At 37.0% G+C, this 22497-nt stretch carries 27 protein-coding genes; 9 read left to right on the forward strand and 18 right to left on the reverse strand.

Annotated features, from left to right (window positions below):
• Nucleotides 1–265: 265 nt before the first annotated feature.
• The 5 genes from nfsA to AS180_RS03095 form a co-directional block, all read right to left on the reverse strand.
• Entirely contained in the window at nucleotides 266–1015 is a 750-nt protein-coding gene (gene nfsA / locus AS180_RS03075; protein ID WP_025910051.1) for an oxygen-insensitive NADPH nitroreductase, read from the reverse strand.
• A 79-nt stretch (nucleotides 1016–1094) separates the two neighbouring features.
• On the reverse strand, nucleotides 1095–2225 hold the full coding sequence (locus tag AS180_RS03080) for an MGDG synthase family glycosyltransferase (RefSeq protein WP_025910049.1): 1131 nt from the start codon (nucleotides 2223–2225) through the stop codon (nucleotides 1095–1097).
• The gene (locus AS180_RS03085; protein ID WP_025910048.1) at nucleotides 2222–2818 is read right to left on the reverse strand and encodes a DedA family protein; all 597 of its coding nucleotides are present in this window, start codon (nucleotides 2816–2818) and stop codon (nucleotides 2222–2224) included. The genes AS180_RS03080 and AS180_RS03085 overlap by 4 nt, the downstream gene beginning before the upstream one ends.
• Nucleotides 2809–3543, reverse strand: a complete 735-nt coding sequence (locus tag AS180_RS03090; RefSeq protein ID WP_051567149.1) for a polysaccharide deacetylase family protein — start codon at nucleotides 3541–3543, stop codon at nucleotides 2809–2811. The genes AS180_RS03085 and AS180_RS03090 overlap by 10 nt, the downstream gene beginning before the upstream one ends.
• Before the next feature lie 241 nt (nucleotides 3544–3784).
• Nucleotides 3785–4399 carry an alpha/beta hydrolase gene (locus AS180_RS03095; protein ID WP_025910046.1) on the reverse strand — a complete coding sequence of 205 codons (615 nt, stop codon included), beginning with the start codon at nucleotides 4397–4399 and terminating at the stop codon, nucleotides 3785–3787.
• A gap of 784 nt (nucleotides 4400–5183) precedes the next feature.
• Between AS180_RS03095 and AS180_RS03100 the strand changes: the two genes are divergently transcribed.
• Complete coding sequence (locus AS180_RS03100; RefSeq protein WP_025910045.1) at nucleotides 5184–6968, forward strand: transglycosylase domain-containing protein; 1785 nt, start codon at nucleotides 5184–5186, stop codon at nucleotides 6966–6968.
• 116 nt (nucleotides 6969–7084) lie between these two features.
• Nucleotides 7085–7228 (forward strand): hypothetical protein, encoded by a 144-nt coding sequence (locus AS180_RS22130; RefSeq protein WP_156413428.1) that lies wholly within the window; start codon nucleotides 7085–7087, stop codon nucleotides 7226–7228.
• 66 nt (nucleotides 7229–7294) lie between these two features.
• Here the strand turns inward: AS180_RS22130 and AS180_RS03105 are convergent, their stop codons facing one another.
• Entirely contained in the window at nucleotides 7295–8626 is a 1332-nt protein-coding gene (locus tag AS180_RS03105) for a polysaccharide biosynthesis protein (RefSeq protein WP_025910044.1), read from the reverse strand.
• Between the two features lie 262 nt (nucleotides 8627–8888).
• Between AS180_RS03105 and folE2 the strand changes: the two genes are divergently transcribed.
• The 3 genes from folE2 (at nucleotide 8889) to AS180_RS03120 (ending at nucleotide 12204) form a co-directional block, all read left to right on the forward strand.
• On the forward strand, nucleotides 8889–9800 hold the full coding sequence (folE2, locus tag AS180_RS03110) for a GTP cyclohydrolase FolE2 (protein WP_025910043.1): 912 nt from the start codon (nucleotides 8889–8891) through the stop codon (nucleotides 9798–9800).
• A gap of 317 nt (nucleotides 9801–10117) precedes the next feature.
• Nucleotides 10118–10798 carry a response regulator transcription factor gene (locus AS180_RS03115; protein WP_025910042.1) on the forward strand — a complete coding sequence of 227 codons (681 nt, stop codon included), beginning with the start codon at nucleotides 10118–10120 and terminating at the stop codon, nucleotides 10796–10798.
• A complete protein-coding gene (locus tag AS180_RS03120) occupies nucleotides 10795–12204 on the forward strand; it encodes a sensor histidine kinase (protein WP_062686363.1) in 1410 nt (469 codons plus the stop codon). Before AS180_RS03115 ends, AS180_RS03120 begins: the two co-directional genes overlap by 4 nt.
• Nucleotides 12205–12248: 44 nt before the next feature.
• Here the strand turns inward: AS180_RS03120 and AS180_RS22135 are convergent, their stop codons facing one another.
• From AS180_RS22135 to AS180_RS22140, 3 genes are all read right to left on the reverse strand, one after another.
• Nucleotides 12249–12410 carry a hypothetical protein gene (locus AS180_RS22135; RefSeq protein ID WP_156413424.1) on the reverse strand — a complete coding sequence of 54 codons (162 nt, stop codon included), beginning with the start codon at nucleotides 12408–12410 and terminating at the stop codon, nucleotides 12249–12251.
• Between the two features lie 111 nt (nucleotides 12411–12521).
• Nucleotides 12522–12911: a FixH family protein gene (locus AS180_RS03125; protein ID WP_035320781.1), complete on the reverse strand. Its 390-nt coding sequence runs from the start codon at nucleotides 12909–12911 to the stop codon at nucleotides 12522–12524.
• Nucleotides 12912–13283: 372 nt separating this feature from the next.
• Nucleotides 13284–13445: a hypothetical protein gene (locus AS180_RS22140; RefSeq protein WP_156413429.1), complete on the reverse strand. Its 162-nt coding sequence runs from the start codon at nucleotides 13443–13445 to the stop codon at nucleotides 13284–13286.
• Between the two features lie 116 nt (nucleotides 13446–13561).
• Between AS180_RS22140 and AS180_RS23445 the strand changes: the two genes are divergently transcribed.
• Nucleotides 13562–13699: a hypothetical protein gene (locus AS180_RS23445; protein ID WP_226372918.1), complete on the forward strand. Its 138-nt coding sequence runs from the start codon at nucleotides 13562–13564 to the stop codon at nucleotides 13697–13699.
• 154 nt (nucleotides 13700–13853) lie between these two features.
• Here the strand turns inward: AS180_RS23445 and AS180_RS22145 are convergent, their stop codons facing one another.
• Nucleotides 13854–14003, reverse strand: coding sequence for a hypothetical protein (locus tag AS180_RS22145; RefSeq protein WP_153301153.1), 150 nt, complete (start codon nucleotides 14001–14003; stop codon nucleotides 13854–13856).
• A 142-nt stretch (nucleotides 14004–14145) separates the two neighbouring features.
• Nucleotides 14146–15879, reverse strand: a complete 1734-nt coding sequence (locus AS180_RS03130; RefSeq protein ID WP_062686365.1) for an ABC transporter ATP-binding protein — start codon at nucleotides 15877–15879, stop codon at nucleotides 14146–14148.
• 159 nt (nucleotides 15880–16038) lie between these two features.
• Here AS180_RS03130 and AS180_RS03135 point away from each other — a divergent pair, with 159 nt between their 5' ends.
• The gene (locus AS180_RS03135; RefSeq protein ID WP_025911246.1) at nucleotides 16039–16236 is read left to right on the forward strand and encodes a spore germination protein; all 198 of its coding nucleotides are present in this window, start codon (nucleotides 16039–16041) and stop codon (nucleotides 16234–16236) included.
• Nucleotides 16237–16248: 12 nt separating this feature from the next.
• Here AS180_RS03135 and AS180_RS03140 read toward each other — a convergent pair whose 3' ends face one another.
• The 5 genes from AS180_RS03140 to AS180_RS03155 form a co-directional block, all read right to left on the reverse strand.
• Nucleotides 16249–17310 (reverse strand): copper resistance D family protein, encoded by a 1062-nt coding sequence (locus AS180_RS03140; RefSeq protein WP_025911244.1) that lies wholly within the window; start codon nucleotides 17308–17310, stop codon nucleotides 16249–16251.
• A 4-nt stretch (nucleotides 17311–17314) separates the two neighbouring features.
• Entirely contained in the window at nucleotides 17315–17860 is a 546-nt protein-coding gene (locus AS180_RS03145) for a copper resistance CopC family protein (protein WP_025911242.1), read from the reverse strand.
• A gap of 415 nt (nucleotides 17861–18275) precedes the next feature.
• Complete coding sequence (locus AS180_RS03150; protein ID WP_025911240.1) at nucleotides 18276–18500, reverse strand: hypothetical protein; 225 nt, start codon at nucleotides 18498–18500, stop codon at nucleotides 18276–18278.
• A gap of 588 nt (nucleotides 18501–19088) precedes the next feature.
• Nucleotides 19089–19265, reverse strand: a complete 177-nt coding sequence (locus tag AS180_RS23090; protein WP_167556128.1) for a hypothetical protein — start codon at nucleotides 19263–19265, stop codon at nucleotides 19089–19091.
• Between the two features lie 119 nt (nucleotides 19266–19384).
• Nucleotides 19385–19663, reverse strand: coding sequence for a Fe-S cluster assembly protein HesB (locus AS180_RS03155; RefSeq protein WP_025911238.1), 279 nt, complete (start codon nucleotides 19661–19663; stop codon nucleotides 19385–19387).
• Nucleotides 19664–19835: 172 nt separating this feature from the next.
• Here AS180_RS03155 and AS180_RS03160 point away from each other — a divergent pair, with 172 nt between their 5' ends.
• Nucleotides 19836–20282 (forward strand): Dps family protein, encoded by a 447-nt coding sequence (locus AS180_RS03160; RefSeq protein WP_025911236.1) that lies wholly within the window; start codon nucleotides 19836–19838, stop codon nucleotides 20280–20282.
• Nucleotides 20283–20300: 18 nt separating this feature from the next.
• Here AS180_RS03160 and AS180_RS03165 read toward each other — a convergent pair whose 3' ends face one another.
• Nucleotides 20301–20852 carry a hypothetical protein gene (locus AS180_RS03165; protein WP_025911234.1) on the reverse strand — a complete coding sequence of 184 codons (552 nt, stop codon included), beginning with the start codon at nucleotides 20850–20852 and terminating at the stop codon, nucleotides 20301–20303.
• Nucleotides 20853–21024: 172 nt separating this feature from the next.
• Between AS180_RS03165 and AS180_RS03170 the strand changes: the two genes are divergently transcribed.
• The gene (locus tag AS180_RS03170) at nucleotides 21025–21657 is read left to right on the forward strand and encodes a spore coat protein (protein WP_035321250.1); all 633 of its coding nucleotides are present in this window, start codon (nucleotides 21025–21027) and stop codon (nucleotides 21655–21657) included.
• 37 nt (nucleotides 21658–21694) lie between these two features.
• Here AS180_RS03170 and AS180_RS03175 read toward each other — a convergent pair whose 3' ends face one another.
• Nucleotides 21695–22438 (reverse strand): YwqG family protein, encoded by a 744-nt coding sequence (locus AS180_RS03175; RefSeq protein ID WP_061786372.1) that lies wholly within the window; start codon nucleotides 22436–22438, stop codon nucleotides 21695–21697.
• Nucleotides 22439–22497 lie beyond the last annotated feature (59 nt).

Raw genomic sequence — 22497 nt, forward strand, 5'->3', positions numbered from 1 at the left:
TATTTACTCAATGATTGAATGATATCACCTAGAGATTGCACAGCCATTACAGGAACATTCAACTTCCATTACAAAAATAACGCTTTTTTAACATGAAACTGTAATATTTCTGATAATTTGTCCATATGCTTCAACACTTTCTATTTATTTGTTGTTTTTTACAAACAAACCCTCCTATTCCTTTTTATTCATAAAAAATGCACCCTAATTGCTAGAAATCTCTAACAACTAGGGTGCATTTCATCAATTGCATATAACTGGTTATTTATTTTTTATTAAAGCCTTGCTTCTCTACGTACTCTTTCATATACATACGCGTTGGGTTCGATAGCATATGAGCCATTTGACCAGTCCACGTATCGTTTCTTTTTCCATTCGTACGCTCATTATAATAAGAAGAAATTTGTTCATCATAGGCTTTTAATTCTTCAATAAACTTATTTTGATCTTGCTCGTATACTTCTTCATGATACACATTAGCTTGAGGTAAACGAGGCTTTTTATCCGTATCAGCAGCCGGGTATCCAATCGTTAAACCGAATAGAGGCAGTACGCGACCAGGTAGCTTTAATAATTCTTGAACGTCTTGAAGTTGATTTCGAAGACCGCCAATATAACAAATTCCAAGGCCCATTGACTCCGCAGCAACCGAAGCATTTTGAGCTGCTAAAGCTGCGTCTATTAAAGCAACCATGAATTTTTCGGCACTTTCAAGGGACTCAGATAAATCTTTACCTTCTATTTGAGCAATAACATCATGCCTATGCAGGTCTGCACAAAAAATAAGCAAGTGACCATTTTGAGCAACATACGGTTGATTACCCGCTAATTCAGCTAAGCGATTCTTGGTTTGTTGATTTTTAACTCCAATAATTGAATATGCCTGTATATAGCTTGATGTGGATGCTGCTTGAGCACTTTCTACGATCTTATGAATTTGCTCATTCGTTAAAGGTTTATCCTGGTATTTTCTAACAGAGCGATGACTTAAAATTGTTTCAATAACTTCGTTCATTTTTCAGAACTCCTTTTTCATTTTAATTCATTCGCTTCTTAGTATAACGAACATTTTCTTTTTTCAATATTTTTCTGCTTTATAACCGACTCTTTGTTGTTTCGTATTCATATAGATGAAACTGGTTCGCCAATACGTCAGAAACCGAGTACTCAATGCTTTCAATGTATTCATCCATTCTTCGTAGTAGCCGGTTGCGCTGCACATCATTTTCAAGCACTTCCACCAACTGATCTTCAAGCAGCTGTGCTTTGTTAAGAGGCATCAATAAACCCTTTCTTTTTAACGTTTGAATATTAACTTGTTCTTGTCCTGGAAGTGAAGAATGAATAAAAATCGGTAGGCGTTTACGTAAAGCTTCACTAATGGTAACACCACCCGCTTTTGTCACAACTGCACTAGCTTGTTCATATAAGCAATTCATTCTTTTTCTGCAAGCAATATACGGAAGGGGTGTAATGCTTGGATGATTTAACTTTACGAGCTCTTGAAATAGCTTTTTGTTGTTTCCGCATAGTACCACATATTGATAAATACTATCGTAGGGAACAGAGCTAAGCATTTGTTTTACATTACCAAGCCCCGCATTCCCTCCAGCTATTAGAATCATCTTTTCAGATTTTAAGTCTATTCGTTTATTCGTAAAAGCAGCATGAACTGGAATTCCAGTCACATAAATGTTACGAGCAGGCACATCGTGAATACTTTGTAAAAAGTTTTTTGTTTCCTTATCAGGTACACAATGAATATCTACACCATTTTTCCCCCACACATCGCTTACTAAAAAGTCAGTATAGATATTAACAAGGGGTGTATCAATGATTCCTTTTTCTTTCAATCCGCTAATGACACGCGAAGGAAAGCTGTGAGTGCAAACAATAACGTCTGGCTTCTCAGACTCAACTAACCGCTTCATATTGTATTCAATAATCGGCCAGCTCTTAACAACAAAATCATCACATGTATGATTCTCCACTTTATAGACGTGTTCGTGATAAAATTTCTCAAACTGCTTTGGAAACATAGAAATCCATTTCATATATAAAGATGAAATTAACTGTTCAAGAGGTTTGCTCCAGTAACTTAGGCAATCAATCTTTTTCACAGAAATTTGCTTATAATTTGCCACGATTATTTCCATTACAGCATCCGCTACCTGATGATGTCCAGATGCCCTCTTAAACAAGGGCAAAAATAAAATCTTTTTCATGAATGATCACTCCCTTTAAAGCGGGTGCTTCGCTTTTTTCGCAGCTGTAGTATAACGTAAACAACAAAAAATAAAATGGCTCCCCCGACAATAATTGAAATATGAACTTGATCTCCAACAAAATAGCCTAGTAATAAAAAAGATAGTACCCATACAATTCCGCCTATTACGGAAAAACAAACATATAATAAAAAAGGATAATGACTAATTCCTGCAAGGTACGGGCTAATTTGCCGAAGACCAGGAACAAATAAGCCAAATAAAATTGTCCACTTTCCATGCTTATGAAACTTCTCACGAGCAGCTTTTAATTTTGGTTCAGTTAGTCCAACATACTTTCCATACTTACTAAAGAATGGGACTCCTGCATATCTACCCAGCGCATAAGCTACCAGCATACCAACGATAACACCTAGGCAGGCATAGATTGTTGATGAATACAACAACAGCTGGCCTTTTGCAATAAACATTCCAAGAATAATTAAGAATGACTCTTCAGGAGCTGGAATACCAACAATCCCGCAAAATAAAATTAAAAATATTGTGGTATAACCAAATGCATTAATATAATGTGACACCATTGTTAATTCCACGTGCTTGTTCCTTCCTTTTGTAATTCAGAGAGCGTCTTACTATTCATCTTGTGCTGCTTGGCATATGGAATGAATTCTCTCAAAGCACCAATTGTATGCTCTGGTGCTTTTTCATCTGCTCCTTTTGTTTCTCCATTATCATGCAACACATAGACTGCGCCACGTTTTAATTTACTCTTCATCTCAGCTTCTAATGCTCTTTTTGTTTTCTTAAGCGACCAATCTCCAAATATATTAGACCAAATAATTGTATGGTAAGGTCTTGCACACCAAATGCTAAATAAATTCAAGTGCCCCCATGGCGGACGATAAAATATGGGCTCTACTCCAGCTGCTTCTATAATAACATCTTTACACATTTGAATTTCTTTCTTTAATCGACCTGGTGTTAAAAACCAGGCACTTACATGATTATAATGATGGATACCAATTTCATGCCCTTCCATGACCATTCGTTTAAGTAGATCGGGTTGTTCTTCTGCAATTGACCCTACTACAAAAAAAGTTGCTTTCATTTCATGTTCTTTTAGCAAATTTAAAATCTGAACCGTATATTCTCTGTGAGGCCCATCATCAAATGTTAAAGCAAATGATTGAGCTCTCTTTACATTTATATATACGTTTGGATGAAACCACCGGTATAAATAGGTTGGGAATACTGCATACAAAAGCCAACAAAATCCAATTACTAATGAAACAACCAAAAACCATTTTATTACAATCATTCCAAATTACCTCATCCTTAATATTCTTTCATTATAACGTTTTTTTAAGTCTTTTGTTTCATTTTTTAAACATTTTCATCCTAACAAGCTTGATAGTACTGTGCAACTCAAAAAAAGGATGGGATATAACTAAATGAGCTCTTCTTAAAGACGAATCAACAAAAAATCCGAACCATAAAAGAGCTAACTCTTACTAGTTCGGATTTATCATTAACTGAAATAGTTACGTCTCAGCTTCTTTTTATTTACTTTCATGAATGCGTCTATACCATGCTTTTGCCGCTTCTACTTCTGTTCGCGTAAGCTGATGACCAAAAGACTCCCAGTGAACGTCGACAGTAGCTCCTGCACCTTGAAGAAGTGTTGTTAATTCTTTCGTTTCGTCCGCTGGACAAATTGGGTCGTTTACTCCTGCACCAATAAAAATCGGAATACCTTGTGCATTAGGTACTTTAATATCTCTTCTTGGTACCATCGGGTGGAAAAGCACTGCACCTTTTAATGACTGTTCATAGTGAAACAGTAAGCTCCCCGCAATATTAGCACCGTTTGAATAACCAATTGCTATAATATTCTTCCTATCAAAGGCATATTCTTCAGCTGCTTCGTCTAAGAAATTATTTAGCTCTTTTGTTCGAACTGCTAAATCTTCTATATCAAAAACACCCTCTCTTAAACGCTTAAAAAATCTCGGCATCCCTTGTTCTAATACGCTCCCTCTAACCGATAACACAGACGCTTCAGGGTCAATCATTTCTGCAATTGGCAACAAATCCTCTTCTGTTCCACCCGTTCCGTGAAGCATTAGCAAAACTGGCTTTTTACTATTTATTCCTTGTTTAAAGATATGTTTCATCTCTCTCTTCACTCCTCTGCATATAAATATCTCGAATTAAAGATATTTATTATTATACGAACTCTTCTTATAAATGTAAAGGTGTTGCTCAATACACAACCTTAAATAAATTGAACATACTAACAAGCACTTAAAACGGCAAATTCTTATCAATTATGCATTGAATAGTCCATACATCGCATGACTAATTATTCATTACAAGGTTTTCTCTTATCTTTTAATTTTACTGTTGCTCAACATTTCACAGCTTTTTGTAATAAACCCCCTTTCTCTTGTTAATATTTTCTATATTGTACCGATAGTAGTAAATGACCTAGTGTTGAACGATTACTTTTACTATTTAAAATAACGCATGAAGAAGCAATACCTAGCGTAATTAGATATTGTTTTATTTGACAAACCAAAATTTATGGGTACACTAAATGCAAGATGTATCCGTCTTGTTTAAGTTTGTTGTAAACAAGAAAAATTTAACTTCTTTTGTTGTAGAAGACTGTACTATTGAATAAGATTATGCCGATAAGTATAGGCAACCTCTTCAATAAGTATGCGTACAAGTGTAAACCAACCTTAACAATTAAAAAGAGTAACTAGTTAAACCATCTCTAGTGAAACAAACAACCACCGTTGTCAATAAGCTACATAAAGGACATGCCATGATTAAGGTTATCAAAAACCCTTTCTCTTCATGCTTACACTCTATGTGCTAACTTACCATAAGGATAGAAGTTAAAGCTCTATCTTATTGAACACGGAATTATTAATTAGTGTGGAGTGAGAAACCATGAGAAAATTTATTCTCGCTGTTTTAACCGTTATTCTAGTGATCCTTCTTGGTGTCACTTATGTGTTAAAGCAATTTGAACAAACAGCTAGCTTATCATACAGCAAGCTGCAGGCTGTACAAAGCACTGTCATTTACGACAAAAATAATCGACCACTTGATGAATTATATAAGACGGTTCCAAGACAAAATGTGTCCATTGACGAAGTGCCTGATCATGTCAAAATGGCATTTGTTGCAACAGAAGACCGTCGCTTTTATGACCATTTTGGAATTGACATGCAGGGAATTGCGCGTGCTGTGTTTAAAAATGTCATCACGATGAGCAAAGCTGAGGGTGCAAGTACTATCACCCAACAACTTGCACGAAACTTATATCTATCTAACGATAAAACGTTTAAGCGCAAGTTTGACGAAATGCTTTTATCAATCGGACTTGAAAAGCAGTTTTCAAAAGATCAAATTTTAGAACTATATATGAATCAAATATATTTTGGTAGCGGCGTATATGGTATTGGAGCCGCATCTCAGCTTTACTTTAACAAAGACGTATCCCAATTAAGTGTTGGTGAAGCGGCACTGCTAGCTGGACTTCCAAAAGCGCCAAGCACATACTCACCTGCTAGTAGCACAGAAGAAGCAACCAAGCGTCGAAACGTCGTTCTCCAGCTTATGTTAGACCAAGAAGTCATTACGCAAGATGAGTATAATCAAGCTATCAATGAACGAATTGTCAAGCCTGACGTAACGTTTAAGCAACGAAATAGTCATCAAGCTTTCGTAGACTATGTTGTTCGTGAAGCTGAGAAAACGTACGGTGTTACGGCAGAAGATTTATACAAAGGCGGCTACGAAATTTATACTGATTTCGACCCACTTCTACAGGAATCCATTAATCGCTCCGTAACTAATCACGTGTTTGCAGACGATACGGCATCACACAAAGTAGAAGTTGGAATCGCCGCTATCAATCCAAAAACAGGCGGTATATCAGCTATTTACGGTGGGCGAAATTATCAAACAAACGGACTAAACCGAGCTACAATCGGTTACCAGCCTGGATCAGCTATTAAGCCCCTTGCTGTTTATGGGCCTGCGCTTGAAACTGGCGACTACAGCCCAACAACTACTCTTGTGGATGAGCCGGTAGACTTTAATGGCTATAAGCCTCAAAATGCAAGCGGTCGCTATCTTGGAGAAATACCGATGCGAGAAGCCATTGCTCGTTCAGTCAATACAACAGCCGTATCGCTTTTAAACGACATTGGCTTTAGAGATTCGTTCGACTTTATGGAAAAAGCTGGACTTCCTTTAACTGATAAAGATCGAAACTTATCGCTAGCTTTAGGAGGAACCACAACGACTTTCTCTCCTCTTCAATTAGCGCAAGGCTACTCAGTCTTTGCAAACGAAGGGAAAATGACGAAGCCTTATGCGATTAAAAAGATTCAAATGCGCGGTGGCGAAGAACAAGAACCAGAGATTGAAACAGAAGAAGTCATGAGTCCACAAAACGCGGATACAATGACGTCCATGCTTGAAGATGTTATTGAAAAAAGCTATGGTACAGGAGCTAACGCTCGTTCTTCTAAGGATGCCGCTGGTAAAACTGGTACAACCCAAGATTATGGAGACGCTTGGTTTGTTGGCTATACGGACGAAGCTGTCATCTCTATTCATACAGGGTTTGAAAAACAGAAAACTGATAAGAAAAGAAAGAAATTAACAAGCGGTGGTGGCGAAGACCCTGCTAAATTATTTAAATCTATTATGGATAGTTGGTAAATCTAAAAGAGGCTGGGACATCAGTAATTCAGCCAATGTTAAACCTGAACGGTTGAGAGCTCCTCACTTTCAATCGTTCAGGTTTTTTTGATTGTGCAAACAATGTTGGAAACAGGGTGGAATGGAGCGTAGGACACTCGACTCCTGCGGGAAAGAGAGGGAAACCTGAGGTCCCGCAGCCCAGCGAGGAAGCTCACGTTCCTCCCCGCGGAAAGCGAGTGGCTGTAGCGCAATGGAACGAACGTGTTCTGACAACGTAAAGAGGTGAGAAAAGGGATTGTTCGTCTTTTTTGAAAATTTGTTTTGTTATGTCCCACCCTCATTTTTTATAAAATTGTTTTATGTTTTTTAAGCGAAAAAAACGAAACGTTAATGACTCGACAGATTGTGACGTAGTGTAAAAGCGTCAATACAACGATACCAGCATTCATACCGATAATAACTCCTGTCATGCCAATCGTTGGCTGCGAACCGAGTACAAACATAAGTGAAAAGGAAACAACGTGAGACCAAATCGTATGAAATAGCGCATCTTTCACGTACCCTAACCCAATTAAGTAGGCTTGAAGCGGAATGGCAAAGAAATGAAACAGAAAATATGGCCACAGTGCCTGCAGATAAAAAACAGCTTCTGTGGAATGAAAGAATAAGCTCGTTAATGGCTCCGCAAAAATATACATAACCAAAACAGATGGAATACCGTAAATAAACGTAAGCTGCATACTTTGGAGAAGCAGCTTTTGCAATTGCTTTTCTTGATCCTTTGCGTGTGCTTCAGATACCGCAGGAATAAGAGCTACTAAAAGAGAATGAGCAAAAAATGCTGGAAAAAACCCAATGCTCATCGCTACTCCTGTGAGCATCCCAAAGTGCTGCGTTGCACCGCTAAGCGTCATCCCTGACAAAATAAGAGCATGCTTAATCAAAAATGGCTGGATAGCATTACAAATCGCATTAAACAAGCGCAAACCAGTTGTTGGCAACGAAACGCTCAGTAGCTTCTTTCGAACATCTTGAGAGGTTAATTGTGCTCTATGCCCTCTTGTAATGACGTTCAATTGAGTCACATACGTGATAAAAAAATAAAGTAAGATAACAGCTTCTGTTCCAATTAAGGTACAGATAGCAATGAACAGAGAAGTTTTCACATCTGTAAACTGAAACATTTGAAAAATAACAAATAAGATTGTTAATTGAAAGGCTTTTCGGATAAAGTTTGAAACCGCAATGGTTGACATACTGTTTTTTCCGGTAAAATATCCCCTCAATACGGCCGAGAAAGAGACAATTGGAATAAAGATTAATACGGCCCACTTTAAGTAGGGATGGTAATGTGTAAAGAAAGGAAAAAAAGAAACAACACCAAACGTGACGAAAAAAATAACGAGGCTTAATACCGTTGCAAACGTGGTGGCATGCTTCATCATATTGCGATGCTCATGTCGATTATGTTCTGCAATAAACTTTGAAATAGAAATCGGCAGCTCTAAATTTGCTACTGTGGCAACGAGAAAAATAATAGGGAGAACCGTCATATACATCCCCATTCCCTCTTTGCCAAGCTCTCGTGCTAATACCATATTCACTAAAAATTCAATGAGCTCCCCTGCAAAAGCAGCTCCTGCTAAGATAAATGTTCCTTTTAGAAAAGTATTCATCTACTAATCTCCTCAATTCTTGTCCTACCTACATGTATGACAACAATCTAATTATCAATTTCTTTAGATAACCCTTCTATACTTTGTCCTACTTTCATGTTATGTTCACCTTATGAGAAATAGAGCAACTTTATGCCTGTTTGGCACAGAGCACTCCATTTTCCTAAATTAATCATTGCAAGAAAAGAACAAAGTAGGTTAAAATTTTTCCAGATTCATATTTTTAGCGACCACCTTCTCTTAGGTGAAAGGAGAAAGAGCCATGACAACGATGACAACAATAAACTTACCTTCAAAGCAAGAACGCCATAAACTATTCGGTTCAGTAGATCCTGGCCCAAAAACAAAGCCCACTAAAAAAGAAGAAATGGCTGATTTACAAAATAAAAAGAAAGATTTTTTATTTGATATTCAAGCGGTTGGTGTTTCCAACGTTAAAATACCTGTAAACATATATGCCCCAGGTGGAGCTACGCCTACAATCGCTACTTTCACTCTCACTTCTTCTATTCCGAAGGATTCAAAAGGCACAAACATGAGTCGCTTTACGGAACTTTTAGAAGAGTATCGCAAGCGCAGTGAGTTGAATTTAACGTTTGCTTCCCTTACTTCATTTGTAACGGAACTCTCTGATCGCCTACGTATCCCTGATGCTAAAGTAGAGATTTCATTTCCATGGTTTTATGACCAAGTAGCACCTTCTTCAGGATTATCAGGTCTTAACCATTCTGAAGCTCGTTTGAAAGTTTCTTACACAAAAGAAGCTGGTGTGACGTTTGAAGTTGGATTAACAGCTGTTGTAAAAACACTCTGTCCTTGTTCAAAAGAAATCAGTGAATATAGCGCTCATAACCAGCGTGGCTACGTATCGATAGATGTTCGGTTAGCTGATTCAATCAATGATGCTATTGACTGGAAACATGCTTTATTAGAGGCCATCGAATCAAACGCAAGTGCTAAAATCCACCCGATTCTTAAACGTCCAGATGAAAAAATGGTCACTGAACAAGCATATGAAAATCCACGATTTGTTGAAGATATGGTCCGCTTAGTAGCTGCTGACTTATACGAGTATCCATTTGTAGAAGCCTTTACTGTATCATGTCGTAATGAAGAGTCTATTCACTTACACGATGCTGTTGCAACGATTACATTTGACAAACAGCCCTGCTAACTAATAAGGGTGAGACATAGATATTTCAGTTAATGCTAGGTCCGAACTATAGAAAGTTAAATACTTTTGGTAGTTCGGATATTTTTTTGCTGCTTCGGAACACAATTTAAAAAAACTAGCTCCATCGAACGGACGTATTCTCACAACTTATACTATTTAGAAACGGCATGGTTTGTTTTTGAGAGAGAATTGTTTCGTTATATTACAATCTCTTCACAAGCTACAATAAAGCAAACGATTGCAAAAGTTCACTGATTTCTCACATATTTCCGATATACTAAAAGAAGAACTTTATACTGAGAAAGGGCATGATGAAAATGCAAAAGCCAACTATATTAATTGTCGATGATGAACAACAAATGCGACATTTAATCAAGCTATCTCTTCAGCGAGAAGGCTATATGTGCATCGAAGCTTCAAATGGAGAAGAAGCATTAGATGAATTAGCTCATATGCTTCCTTCCCTTATTCTCATCGACGTGATGATGCCAATCATGGATGGGTTTACATTAGCTGAACGAATAAGAAGCGTCCACCCATCTATTCCAATCATCTTTTTGACTGCACGCGGAGATGAATTTGATCGTATACATGGATTAAAGATTGGAGGGGACGACTACATTGTTAAGCCGTTTAGCAGCGGAGAACTAATAGCACGTATTGAGGCTGTCCTCCGCCGTACAACTGCACTTCCACGTTCAGTTGAAGTCTATCAGCGATTTGGAAACGTTAAAATCAACAAGCTTGGTCGAACTGTATATGTAAATGATGAAGCGATATCGCTGACGTTAAAGGAGTATGAACTACTCGTCTATTTATGCAACCACATTGGACGAGCCTTCACACGTGAACAGCTGCTACGTCAAATTTGGGGACTAGATTACCTAGGAAGTGAGCGTACCGTTGATACTCATATCAAAACGCTGCGCTTAAAGTTAAAAGCGGAAGGTGACTTGATTCAAACCGTATGGGGAATCGGTTATAAAGCAGAAGTATGAAAAAGCTTTCACTTTCTCTAACAACCAAGCTCCGCTTATTAATAAGCGGCCTTCTATGTTTTTCTATCGTATTTTCATTTTTATTTATTCAGTTTCTTTACGAATCACTCTATGTAGACAAAACAGAAAGCTCACTTGTAGCAGAAGGCCAACAAATTGCTGCTCACTATCACACAGGTAAAATTTCCGATTTTTTAATTGGAAACGTGAACTGGCATAATACAGTCTCAGAAGCGGAAATTTTAATTTTTAATAATCCCGAAGAGCTGAGTGGATACTCTCCATTTTCTAAAGAAGATAAGCCTATTATTTCAAAAGCAGAACGAAAAAAACTCTTAAAAGGCGAATACATTGTTAAAAAAGGCTACGAAGAAAAATTTGAACGCAATCTTATTGGTGCTATTGTACCGCTAATTGATCAAAAAACAAATGAGCTAGCAGGTATCGTTTACCTATATGTCCCTTTAGCTTCATTGAATGAAGTTTTTACAAAAGCAGCAAAAATCTTACCGATTGTCGCAGTTATTACGTTTATTTTTCTATATTTAATTGGTAATCGGATTACAAAAGCAATTGTGAATCCATTACAGCGAATGAAAACTTTTTCAAATGAAATTGCAAAAGGAAACTTTTCTATACGTATACCTTCTACCAGCAATGACGAAGTTGGTCACCTTGCTGAAGCGTTTAACTCCATGGCATCTTCCTTAAAAAAAAGTGATGAACAAAAGCGTGAGTTTCTTGCAAACGTCGCTCATGAACTACGCACACCGCTTAGCTATATAAAGGGCTACAGTGAACTTTTACAAGATTCAACTATGAGCCAACAAGAACGAAACGATTATTTGCACGTAATACAACGAGAAACGACAAGAATGAATGCACTTGTTCATGATCTTTTAGACTTATCTCAGCTTCAATCCGAAACGCTCACCATGACAAAGTCGCCTCTTGTTTTGGCTCAGCTTATTAATGAAACGCTTGACGTTTTAGCCATTAGCATTGCTAAAAAGCGGTTAACAGTTTCAGCCAACTTAGATGAAGATATTATCATGAATGCAAATGAACTCCGTTTAAAACAGGTATTCTATAATCTGATTCATAATGCAATTCGTTACACGAATGCGGAAGGACACATTGACATCTCACTTTCCCATGATGAAAATAAAGTTGACATCAACGTAACTGATACGGGAATCGGCATATCAAAAGCAGATTTAAGTCGCTTAGGAGAACGTTTTTTCAGAGCGGATAAAGCTCGGACTCGCGACAAAGGTGGTACGGGCCTTGGATTAGCGATATCTAAGGAAATTATTCATTATCACGATGGAACCTTAAACTTTAAAAGTAATCTTGGTCAAGGAACTACCGTTACAATTACGTTTCCTTACGAATCTTTCCAATAGAGAGTTTGAGACATAACAAAATGAGTGCTTCTAAAAGACGAACACTAGCTGTTCCCATCTCTTTGATTTGTCTCAACTCGTTCGTTCCATTGCGCTACGGCCACTCGCTTTCCGCGGGGAGGAACCTGAGCTTCCTCGCTGCGCTGCGGGATCTCACGTTTTCCTCTCTTTCCCGCAGGAGTCGAGTGTCCTACGCTCCATTCCACCCTGTTTCCAACATTGTTTTCACAATCAACAAAAAACCTGAACGATTAAAAGTTATGAACTCTCAATCGTTCAGGTATAGTAAGGACTGAACTACTTATGTCTCAGTCTCTTCATTTTACTTCCACACGTATTTTAGGCATATTATGAGAGTCTTTTGCCGTTACGTGCGATTGAACTGTATAAATTCCAGGCTCTTGAAAATCCGTTTCCACTTCGTATATGCCGTCCTTGCGATGTTTTGCTTCAATCATTTCCCCTTGTCCCTCTGCATTTTCTTTCTCAATTTCAAATTGTACGTCATCTGCGTTTTCAACTTTCTCATCACCATATGTAACAACCGCTTTAAAGATAACGGTTTCATCTTTAGATACTTCAGATGGACCATTCAGCTTCACATCTAGCATTTTAGGTTCAGCACTCGCTTCTTGCTCTTGATCTACCCCACACCCCATTAGAAAACCACATATACTTACTAGACATACAATTTTCTTTGCGTTCAATTTGACCGCTCCCTTCCATATAATCCCCTCATTATTTACTATAAACTGTAAATGTGAGAAAATCATGAAGTTTTTGCAAAATTTCATGATTTACAAAACATAAGCTGTCTATTATTATAAATAATAATAATTTCGATTTGTTTTAAAGAAGAAGGTGTTTTTATGTCTTCTCTGCTAGTTGTAAATAGCCTTGCATATAAGTACAGTCATTCATTTTACGAAGTGCTTCATAAACTCAAACAGAGCTTGAACATTCCTATCTTGTTTATAACACAACAGATACCTAAACAACTTCATACTTCTATTACATATCTAGAAGATCAATCCTTGAGTTTGGGACATAACAAAATGATGGCTTCTAAAAAACGAACACTAGCTGTTCCCATCTCTTTGATATGTCTCAACATGTTCGTTCCATTGCGCTACGGCCACTCGCTTTCCGCGAGGAGGAACCTGAGCTTCCTCGCTGCGCTGCGGGATCTCCGTTTTCCCTCTCTTTCCCGCAGGAGTCGAGTGTCCTACGCTCCATTCCACCCTGTTTCCAACATTGTTTTCACAATCAACAAAAAACCTGAACGATTAAAAGTGAGAAACTCTCAATCGTTCAGGTTTATCATTGGCTGAATTACTTATGTCCCAGCCTCTTTTTCATGGCACGTAAATTAGCCGTATTATCAAGCGGATATGAAGAAAAAGAGTATAAGACTGGATGGTGGGCAGAAGAACTATTTGCTCCTTTATTAAAGCTAGAAGAAGCAGGACATACAAGAGTATGCTGTTTGGGCTAACGACCAAATCATTACAAGCCGTGATCCGTTCTCTTCAGAACTGATGGGCGATGAACTTGTGAAAAAGCTAAAAGCTTAACTGATTACCCCCCTTTACTTTCACCTTGCTGAAGGTAAAGGGGGTTTTATAATTCAATCATGTTACTTCTCACTCTCAGTTATTTTTAACTTTAGCAGCATCAACAATAATGGTCTTTCCAAAGTCCGGTTGTTGGGTCGACAAAAGCTCTAATGTTCCATTACGATATACATGAATAAGCTTATATGATTTACTGTTATAAAAAACGTTATCTCCTACTTTCATTATCTAGCCCCCTTTTTTTCAGTAAATGGTTTTAACGTTCACTCTATCATAGTTCTAGGATGTCTCACAAGACCTTCGACAAAGATAGTGATTTTCCACTAAAAAAAGCGCACTACCACTCTAGTACGCTCTTTTTACATTATCAAGATTCTGTTTGGAACTGCTGTTGAACCAAGCGGCGATAAAAGGTGTGCGTGCTTAGAAGCTCTTCATGTGTTCCATTCCCCGTCACTTCTCCATCTTCAATTACTACGATTTGATCAGCACTTATAACCGTTGATAAGCGGTGTGCAATGACAAGGGAAGTTCGCCCTTTCATAACTCGTTCAAGCGACTCTTGCACAAGCTTTTCAGACTCCGAATCAAGACTTGCTGTCGCTTCATCAAGAAGTAAAAATTGAGGATTGCGAAGCAGCGCTCTTGCAATTGCAATTCGTTGACGCTGACCTCCAGATAAGTTTACTCCTCTTTCACCAAGCATTGTATCGTATCCATCGTCAAAATTAATAATGAACTCATGAGCATTTGCCTGCTTTGTTGCTTCAATTATTTCAGCGTCTGAAATTGTACGCTCTAGCCCATACGTTAAATTTTCACGAATCGTTCCTGCTAAAATTGGCGAGTCCTGCTGCACATAGCTAAACAACTGACGCCACTCTCTTAGATTAATAACCTGACTATCTTTACCCTCTAATAAGATTTGACCAGAAGATGGGGCATAGAAGCGCTCAAGCAGTGAAAAAACGGTTGATTTCCCTGCACCGCTTGGACCAACTAACGCCGTTACTTCTCCTTTTCGAGCAGAAAATGAAATATTTTTCAACACCAATTTTTCCTCGTATTTAAACGCAACACGTTGAAACGTTAAATCACCAATTCGCTTAACTTGTTCTCCATGATGAAAAGACTCTTCTTCTTCATCCAAGATAGCAAAAATACGCTCTGATGCACCTTTCGTTTGTTGAAAGCTTGTAATAAAGCGAGTAAGTGAACCAACAGGTACCATAATTTGAAAGAGATAAAGAACAAATGCTACTAGCTCTCCTGCGCTAATAAACTCCTGACTAACGCGGTATGCACCAAATCCTACAATTGCAATCATAACGCTTGTCATCACGGTACTAATAATTGGCGTTATAATCGCTTCAATCTTTGCACGGCGTATCCCAAATAAAAAAAGTGAGTGAAATGAGCTTTTCCCCTCTTCAATTTCTTTCCTTTCAGAACTTGATACTTTAATTAAACGTATCTCACTAAGCATTTGAGCTAAAAACGCCGTGAGCTTTGACATTTTATCCTGCTGTTCACGAGAGATCTTATGAATCTTTCTGGCAAGTGGCATAACCAATAAGAACATTACTGGAATAATCGCTAATAAAATGAGCGTCATTGGAATATCTAGCGTAAACAAAATAACAATTGATATACTGATTGATAAAATATTTTTGACAAACTCTATCATTTCTGTTGATAGTAAGTTCATCACAATGGTTGTGTCATTTGTGATTCTACTCACCATTTCGCCAGAGCGATTGCGGTCGTAAAATGATACCGGCAGCTTAACAAGCTTATCCCAAATCGTTGTGCGCAGCTTCTCAACCACGCCTTGTCCCACTTGCGCCAAAAGATATAGAGATAAAGCGCTGGTAATCATTTGAATAATAAATAGTCCAATTAAAACTGCAATCATTTGTTTTGATAAACCGCTGTTAATTGTATCCATCAGCTCTTTAATTAGTAAAGGAATAACAAGAGAAGACCCTGTATTTGCTAATGCAAATACAAAAGAAACACTAAGCTTTCCTTTTGATGGATTGGTTAGTCTCCAGAGCTTTTTAAATGAAAAGTTTGTTTTAGCTTCTTTAGATTTGTTCATAATTTACCTTCTATCTTTCTAAATTCTACGTTTTCCATTTCTATTGTACACGAAATGAAAACAAATATAGAAATATTTACTTTCCCTTTACACTCGTCTATACATGATAAAATGGCTTGTCATAATATATAAAGAGTGCTCAAAAAAAGGATGATGATTATGCCCGTTTGGATTAAATCCGTTTACATTGGAAAAATCACCGGTGGAATTGTTAATTTTGGTGACGTATGCTACATTTCTCCTTTCACTAACTCAAAAGAAAATAGCGTATCGCCCACAACAGGTGATGAACCAGCTAATGATAGCAAATCAGGTAAAAAATTACGGCAACGAAAAAAGACTTTCAAACAACGTTGAAAGCCTTTTTTATTAAAAAGAAATGCTTGTAATCATAGCAATGTATAAAGAAAATACAAACAATGCTCCACTTAGCAAACTAAACCAGGCATTTATTTTTTTATAAAAAATAACAAAGATATATGCAAGAAAGAAGATTGCCAAAAACGAGAAGATTGCACCTACGATTGTAAAGTGAAACGTAATTGGTAAGGTGATTGGCTGACCATAAATAAATGGAAGCAGAGAATTTGCTTCTGCATACTGTAGATTTGTAGGCGGTGATTGATTAACCATCACGCCTGTTACAAAGAAAATAATTAGTAAGGTCACCGCTTCAACTCTTAGCCATCTAGTTGGGCGAAAAGTATGTGAGCGTTTCACTTTACGAAGCAAAATACCATTGATTACTGCAAAAACGATTAATAAAATAATACTTATTTGTTTAAGTAACAAACCTTGTCCATAGTTTGTAGACCATGAATTTATGTAGTTAGGGAGTCCTACTATAATAAGCATGGCAATTACTCCGCTTAGTGAAAGTAGAATAAAACACCCTACTGCAAAGGGAGTAAACCATGTTAAAAAAGGTTTCCAATTCACAGCTTTTTGTATAAAAAAGGAAACGGTTAAAACAACTCCGCTCCAAAGACCGACAAACAGCACGTGAAGAAAATGCGAAAGCATGCCGTTAAGCGGCGAAATCGAGGCGGCGTGGCCAGCATAAGAGATCCCAAGCACTAGACCAATAGTTAGTATTGTATAGATATGAGGATGACTTTTTACGACAATCGTAAGAATCAATAACATCGAGGAAAGTACAACAATCAACCATGCATGACCTGTTTTACTTCCAAATAGTACTGCCTGAATTGTATCTGAGAAACCTCTAATTTTTGAAAATGCAAGCACAATTTCTAAAACTGGGCCTATAGAAAAAATTCCTACTGCAGAAGCACTGCCAATTAGCCACTTACTCGATATACTTAAAGCAGGCTTGTTCTCTTCAGAGATATACTGTAAAACTGCTGTACCGAGTAAGAACGCTAAACCAATATACGTAACCCATTCAAATAGCGGTAAAACTACTGACATTGAATCAGCCTTTCTTTTTTCTAAACACAAAGATGAGTGCTGTTGCTACGATAACCACTGCTACAATCATAATAACGAAGAAAGATGAGTTTTCGCTTGTTGATTCAGCTTCTGTTTGCTCATCTGGAGAGCTGCTTTTTTCAGCTTCTTCTGTAGCAGACTCTTTTTGTGTATCTTTATTTTCAGATGTTACTTCTTCTTGATCTGCATTCACGGTAAATGAAATTGCATCTTCCATAACATGACCATCTTCTCCTACAATGTTCCACTTCACTTCATATTCTCCATTTGGAAGCGGCTCTTCAAATGTACCTATTAAATCATGACCTGATACTTCCTGTGAATCAATTGAAAGTTCTTGACCATCTTTTGTCACGGTCAGTGTACTTACTTTTTCAATATGTGTCTCAAAGCTAAGTTTTATTTCAGTTAGCTGAGACGTAACCGTAGCCCCGTTTTCAGGTACGGTTGTTTGAACATGCGTATGGGCAAAACTCACCGTTGGAAGAGCGAGTAACATTACCATTAAAAACATCATGATTTTTCTCATTAATTTTCACCTTCATTTAAATTTTCTATGTATTTGTTTCTATCCATTACCAAGTGTACGTTTTTCTTTGTGTCTTCTCAATAAACAACACAATTTTGCTACAAAAAATTCACAAATGAAGTTCCATCATTGTTTGTGCAGCTGTTTTTTTAGAATGATAAACCCTCCGACAAGAAACGGTAACAACACACCAAATACTAACAAAGCAATTACAATCACAATCGATAGCATTAATATTCCACCCGTACTACCTAACATATGCTTTTGTAGCTGCTTTTTGGTTTCTTACAAATGGAAAGATAGCAATTAAGATAATCATTTCAAATACATATTGAAATAATAAAAAACTGTTTGGGGCTAATGATTACTGCTTCCTGATGCATATCGACCTTTGTAATAGCACGTCACCTCATCTCTAGTTTACAATTAGGTGGTTAATAGGCTTAAAAATTGCAATCAGCCAATCTAACGGATTAGGGAGCGGAAAGTGCATGCTATGTAAAATATTTAGAGTCATGCTAAAGAGTAGAAAGAAAGAAAATAAATAGAGTTCTTTTTTCTGCTCTTTTTTTAATAAAGAAGGAAGCTCAATCGCCGTAATGATACCGCTTAAAAGTAAAACACCAATTAGTAACTTCATCTTCCTTCCCTCCTTCTTCATCCTAGTTAGTAATAGCATTTCTCTAACCCCAAAAAATATTTATCAAAATAAAAAGACTAGATACTGGTTTGTATCTAGCCGGTAATCTAGCAACTTATTAGCTTGTCCGTTAGGTGTTATAAACTGATCTTTAATAATAACTTTATCCATCCAAAGACAGAAAGCCAAAGCGGAATACTTAAAGACGTTCCCCATAGTAAGCCCAGTAAGAAGTTTCCATTTTCACTCATGCAAACCAACTCCTTCTTGCTTTTTAGAACGCATTTTACATATGTTATATTGGAACTAATTATAGTTTAACTTTAACAGAAAACGCTTTCAAAAGATAGTGAAATAATACCTAATAAAGAGTCTAGCACATAACGAAATGATTCTTTCCCAAAGACGAATGGTGATGTTTCTAAAATAGTTAGGTTGTAAGAACAAGTTTGTTTCATTGCGCTGCAAACACTCGCTTTTTTAAATTGTTTTCAAACCAACAAAAAATATCCGAACTATCAAAAGGAGTTAACTCCCGACAGTTCGGATAGATCCTTGACTGAAATACGTATGTCCCAGCCTTGTTACTCACTTGTGCTCTCCATGACGCTGAAGACGATTCTCGATAAACAGTCGCTCAACAAATTGATTTAACTGCTGCTGATACATCAAACGTTCTTTGGCTGAACGCGAGTCTCGAATTAACTGTTTAAAATGTTTAATTTTTTTACGTTGTTCAACCGTTACATGATGAGAAAGAAGCATGTAATCCCCCCTCGTTTTCATTAACGCTTAAATTAAGTAAAACAATATTTTTCCATTATTCCAACAGATTTGTCAGACATTCTAACAAATTATTTATCGACTTTTTTCAAAACCTTTACTTATTGACCTTTGGCACCTACTAAAGCTAGCCCAGGTCCGTATGGTGTTAGATGAACATCTAGTAAAAGTTCTTTTGTATAAGGTAGAATCGCCTCTTGGATTGCTACTGATATACCGTTAATGACCTGCAGTTCATCATTTTCTTGGGCTTCTTCAAATGACAATCCGATATTTGGAATTTCACAGCTAATTCCTTTAAAGTAAAGACGAATACCTTCAATTTCTTGTTCTGATAAAATCTCTTCAATCAATGCTTTTGCTTCATTTGTAATAATCATTCAATCTCTTCCCTTTACTATATTCTCTTAGCTATCTTAACATAACCTCCTAACTCTTCTCATTAAAGAAAAAAGGTTCGTTATTAAATTATAATAATTATAAATAAGTATTGATTATAATTTAATATATGTTATAATCTATATATATCAGTTAAACCAGGAGGAATGACACATGAATTTAGAACAATTCTTAAATCAACAAATTGCTAACTTAAACGTATTTTACACGAAGCTCCACCGCTTTCATTGGTATGTAAAAGGACCTCAGTTCTTTACTCTTCATGAGAAATTTGAAGAACTATATACAGAAACGGCTGCGGATATCGATGAATATGCAGAGCGTTTATTAGCAATTGGTGGACAGCCTGTAGCTACGTTAAAAGGTTTTTTAAGCCTAGCTACTTTAAGTGAAGAGGGAAATGAACAAACTGCTCACGAAATGATTGAATCTGTTGTTAATGATTACCTAATTCTCGTTCAACAGCTCAAAGTGGGGATTAAGATTGCTGAAGAAGCAAATGATCACGTTACTGCTGACTTATTCATCGGCACAGTTGGTCGTTTTGAAAAGCATATCTGGATGCTTAATGCGTTTTTACCAGTAAAAGAATTAGTATAAATAAAAGACGAGCCTACTTTACTTGGCTCGTTTTTTATGTTGTAGCCATTTAAAAAAAGTCATATCATCTTGAACACCTTCAACCAAAACTGCTTCATACACATGTGCACTTTTATAATAGCGATTATACCCATTTTGCTGTTTAAAAAATAAAATCTGCTCTCTTTTCTTCTCTGTCATTTTTGCTTTTAACTTTTGCTGTTTTTGTAGCATCTGCTGTATGGTTGCTTCAGACACAACATTCACATTAATTTTCCATTCATGTCCTTCGATGTCTGTGTATACAGCCCAAGTCATTTCTTCTTCCTTTTCTTTATTACCAATAAAGATCATTTTAACGGGCTTCATTCTCAATGCTAAGTCTTTACCAAGTGCAAAAAATAAATCTTCAATAACCTTATCGCTTCCAATGTAAACATCGAGATGACGAAGTACCATGACATTTAAATCAAAGCTGCCTGCAATGAGAGGGTTGCCATATTGTTTGCATAAATGTAAAAGCTGATATTCTTCCAATAAGCTTGTTGCTTCTGCTTGTAGTTGCTCCGACCATACCATTAACTCATTCATTAAGCTATATCTCCAATCCTTAAAGTTAAAGTTCATATTCGATATGTGTTGTAAAATTCCTTTGATATCATCAATAAAATCTAAAACCTTTCAATATTTTTCTTTTTGTACGTATAAAGATGCTTGGATTCTTTACACTAAACAACGTATTTATTACACTAGGAGGATGGATATGAATAACGAACAAACACATATGAATATGCATACTGGTAAGGTTCCTCAAGTTATGAATCACGGAGGACATGAACTATTTGACGTTCATGAAACGCTAGCTGGCATGATCAATGTTTTAGATCAGTTCATGATGTTTCGACAATACATTCAAGATGAAGAGTTAAAGCAAATGTTAGATCGTCAATATAGTTTTATTTTGGAAGACTACAACCGTATTGTAGAATCTTTTTCAACAGGCCAAGACCCTTCTAGTCCAACGCAAACCTATAACATGGCAGAATCAAACGATTTTGTATACGGATTAAAAGCAAGTCAGCCTAAAAAACCAAATCAATCCATTAATGACATTAGCGATAAAGGAATTTCTGGGCACATGTTAGGCTTATTAAAAGGTCATGCTTCACTCGTTACCATGACCTCACTTGAAATTACAAATCCTATTGTACGCCGCTTATTCGCTGATAGCGTTCCTAATTGGATTGAAATGGCATATGAAGTAGCCCACTATCAAAACAAGCGTCATGATTACCAAGTACCGCAGCTAGCCGCTCAAGATGTACAGCAAATGACGCAAAGTTTCGCAAAATCTACACAGCCTCCCGAGCTTCCAAACAATAAAACGTTACATTAAAAAAAGCATCTGCTTTGTGTGAAAGCAGGTGTTTTTCTTATGAACATTGCATGATTAACCATGTGTTTTCGAATTGTTTTTTTTCAAGAGCTTGTCTTTCAATACAATAATATAAGATTCCAACGTCGCCCCACATCATATTAAGCTGATCATCAGAGTCAATTTGAAATAATAACTGCCAGTCGCCTTTCTTACCAGAGAACTCTTGACATTCTTCCAAAACGTCCCCTTGGATATCCCACGCTGTTCCCCCAATTTGGTGAAATGGAATGTTACCATTGATTTCTAACATAAGAGCATCAAATTGATCATACAGCTGATCGTCTTCTATATATGTATCTCCAAGTCGGATATCATAGCTAAACTCTACCCCACACTGTAGGTATATGCTTGAAACGTCTACTTTTGTTGCAGTTAAATCATCTGCTGTCCCTTCATAAAAAAGTACGCGCCAACCATTTTGTTGATCCGCTTCACCATATGCTTCACCATCATAAAAGAAGTACAGATAACCCGTGTCAGGAAGAAGTAAATCTTGCTTCCACGCACCTTCTAACTGAGATAGATTGATTTGACCAATAAACTGTAGATATTCTCCATCCTGTTTAGGCCAGTAAAAATCTTCCGGTAAATCTGGGTATCCTCCTAATTTTGATGTACCCACTTCCAGTTCGTCAGCACGTGTTGGGTGTACCATAACACATGTATACAAAGAGCTATATATATCTTCCTTTAGTGTTTGAAGTCCATGTTTCAAAATTAAATTATCCAATATATTCACTATTTTCACCTCTAGGCTAGTATAGCACAAACCCATTAATGAGAACGCTTCTTTCTCTT

The organism is Priestia veravalensis, assembly GCF_001457055.1.
Lineage (GTDB): Bacteria > Bacillota > Bacilli > Bacillales > Bacillaceae_H > Priestia > Priestia flexa.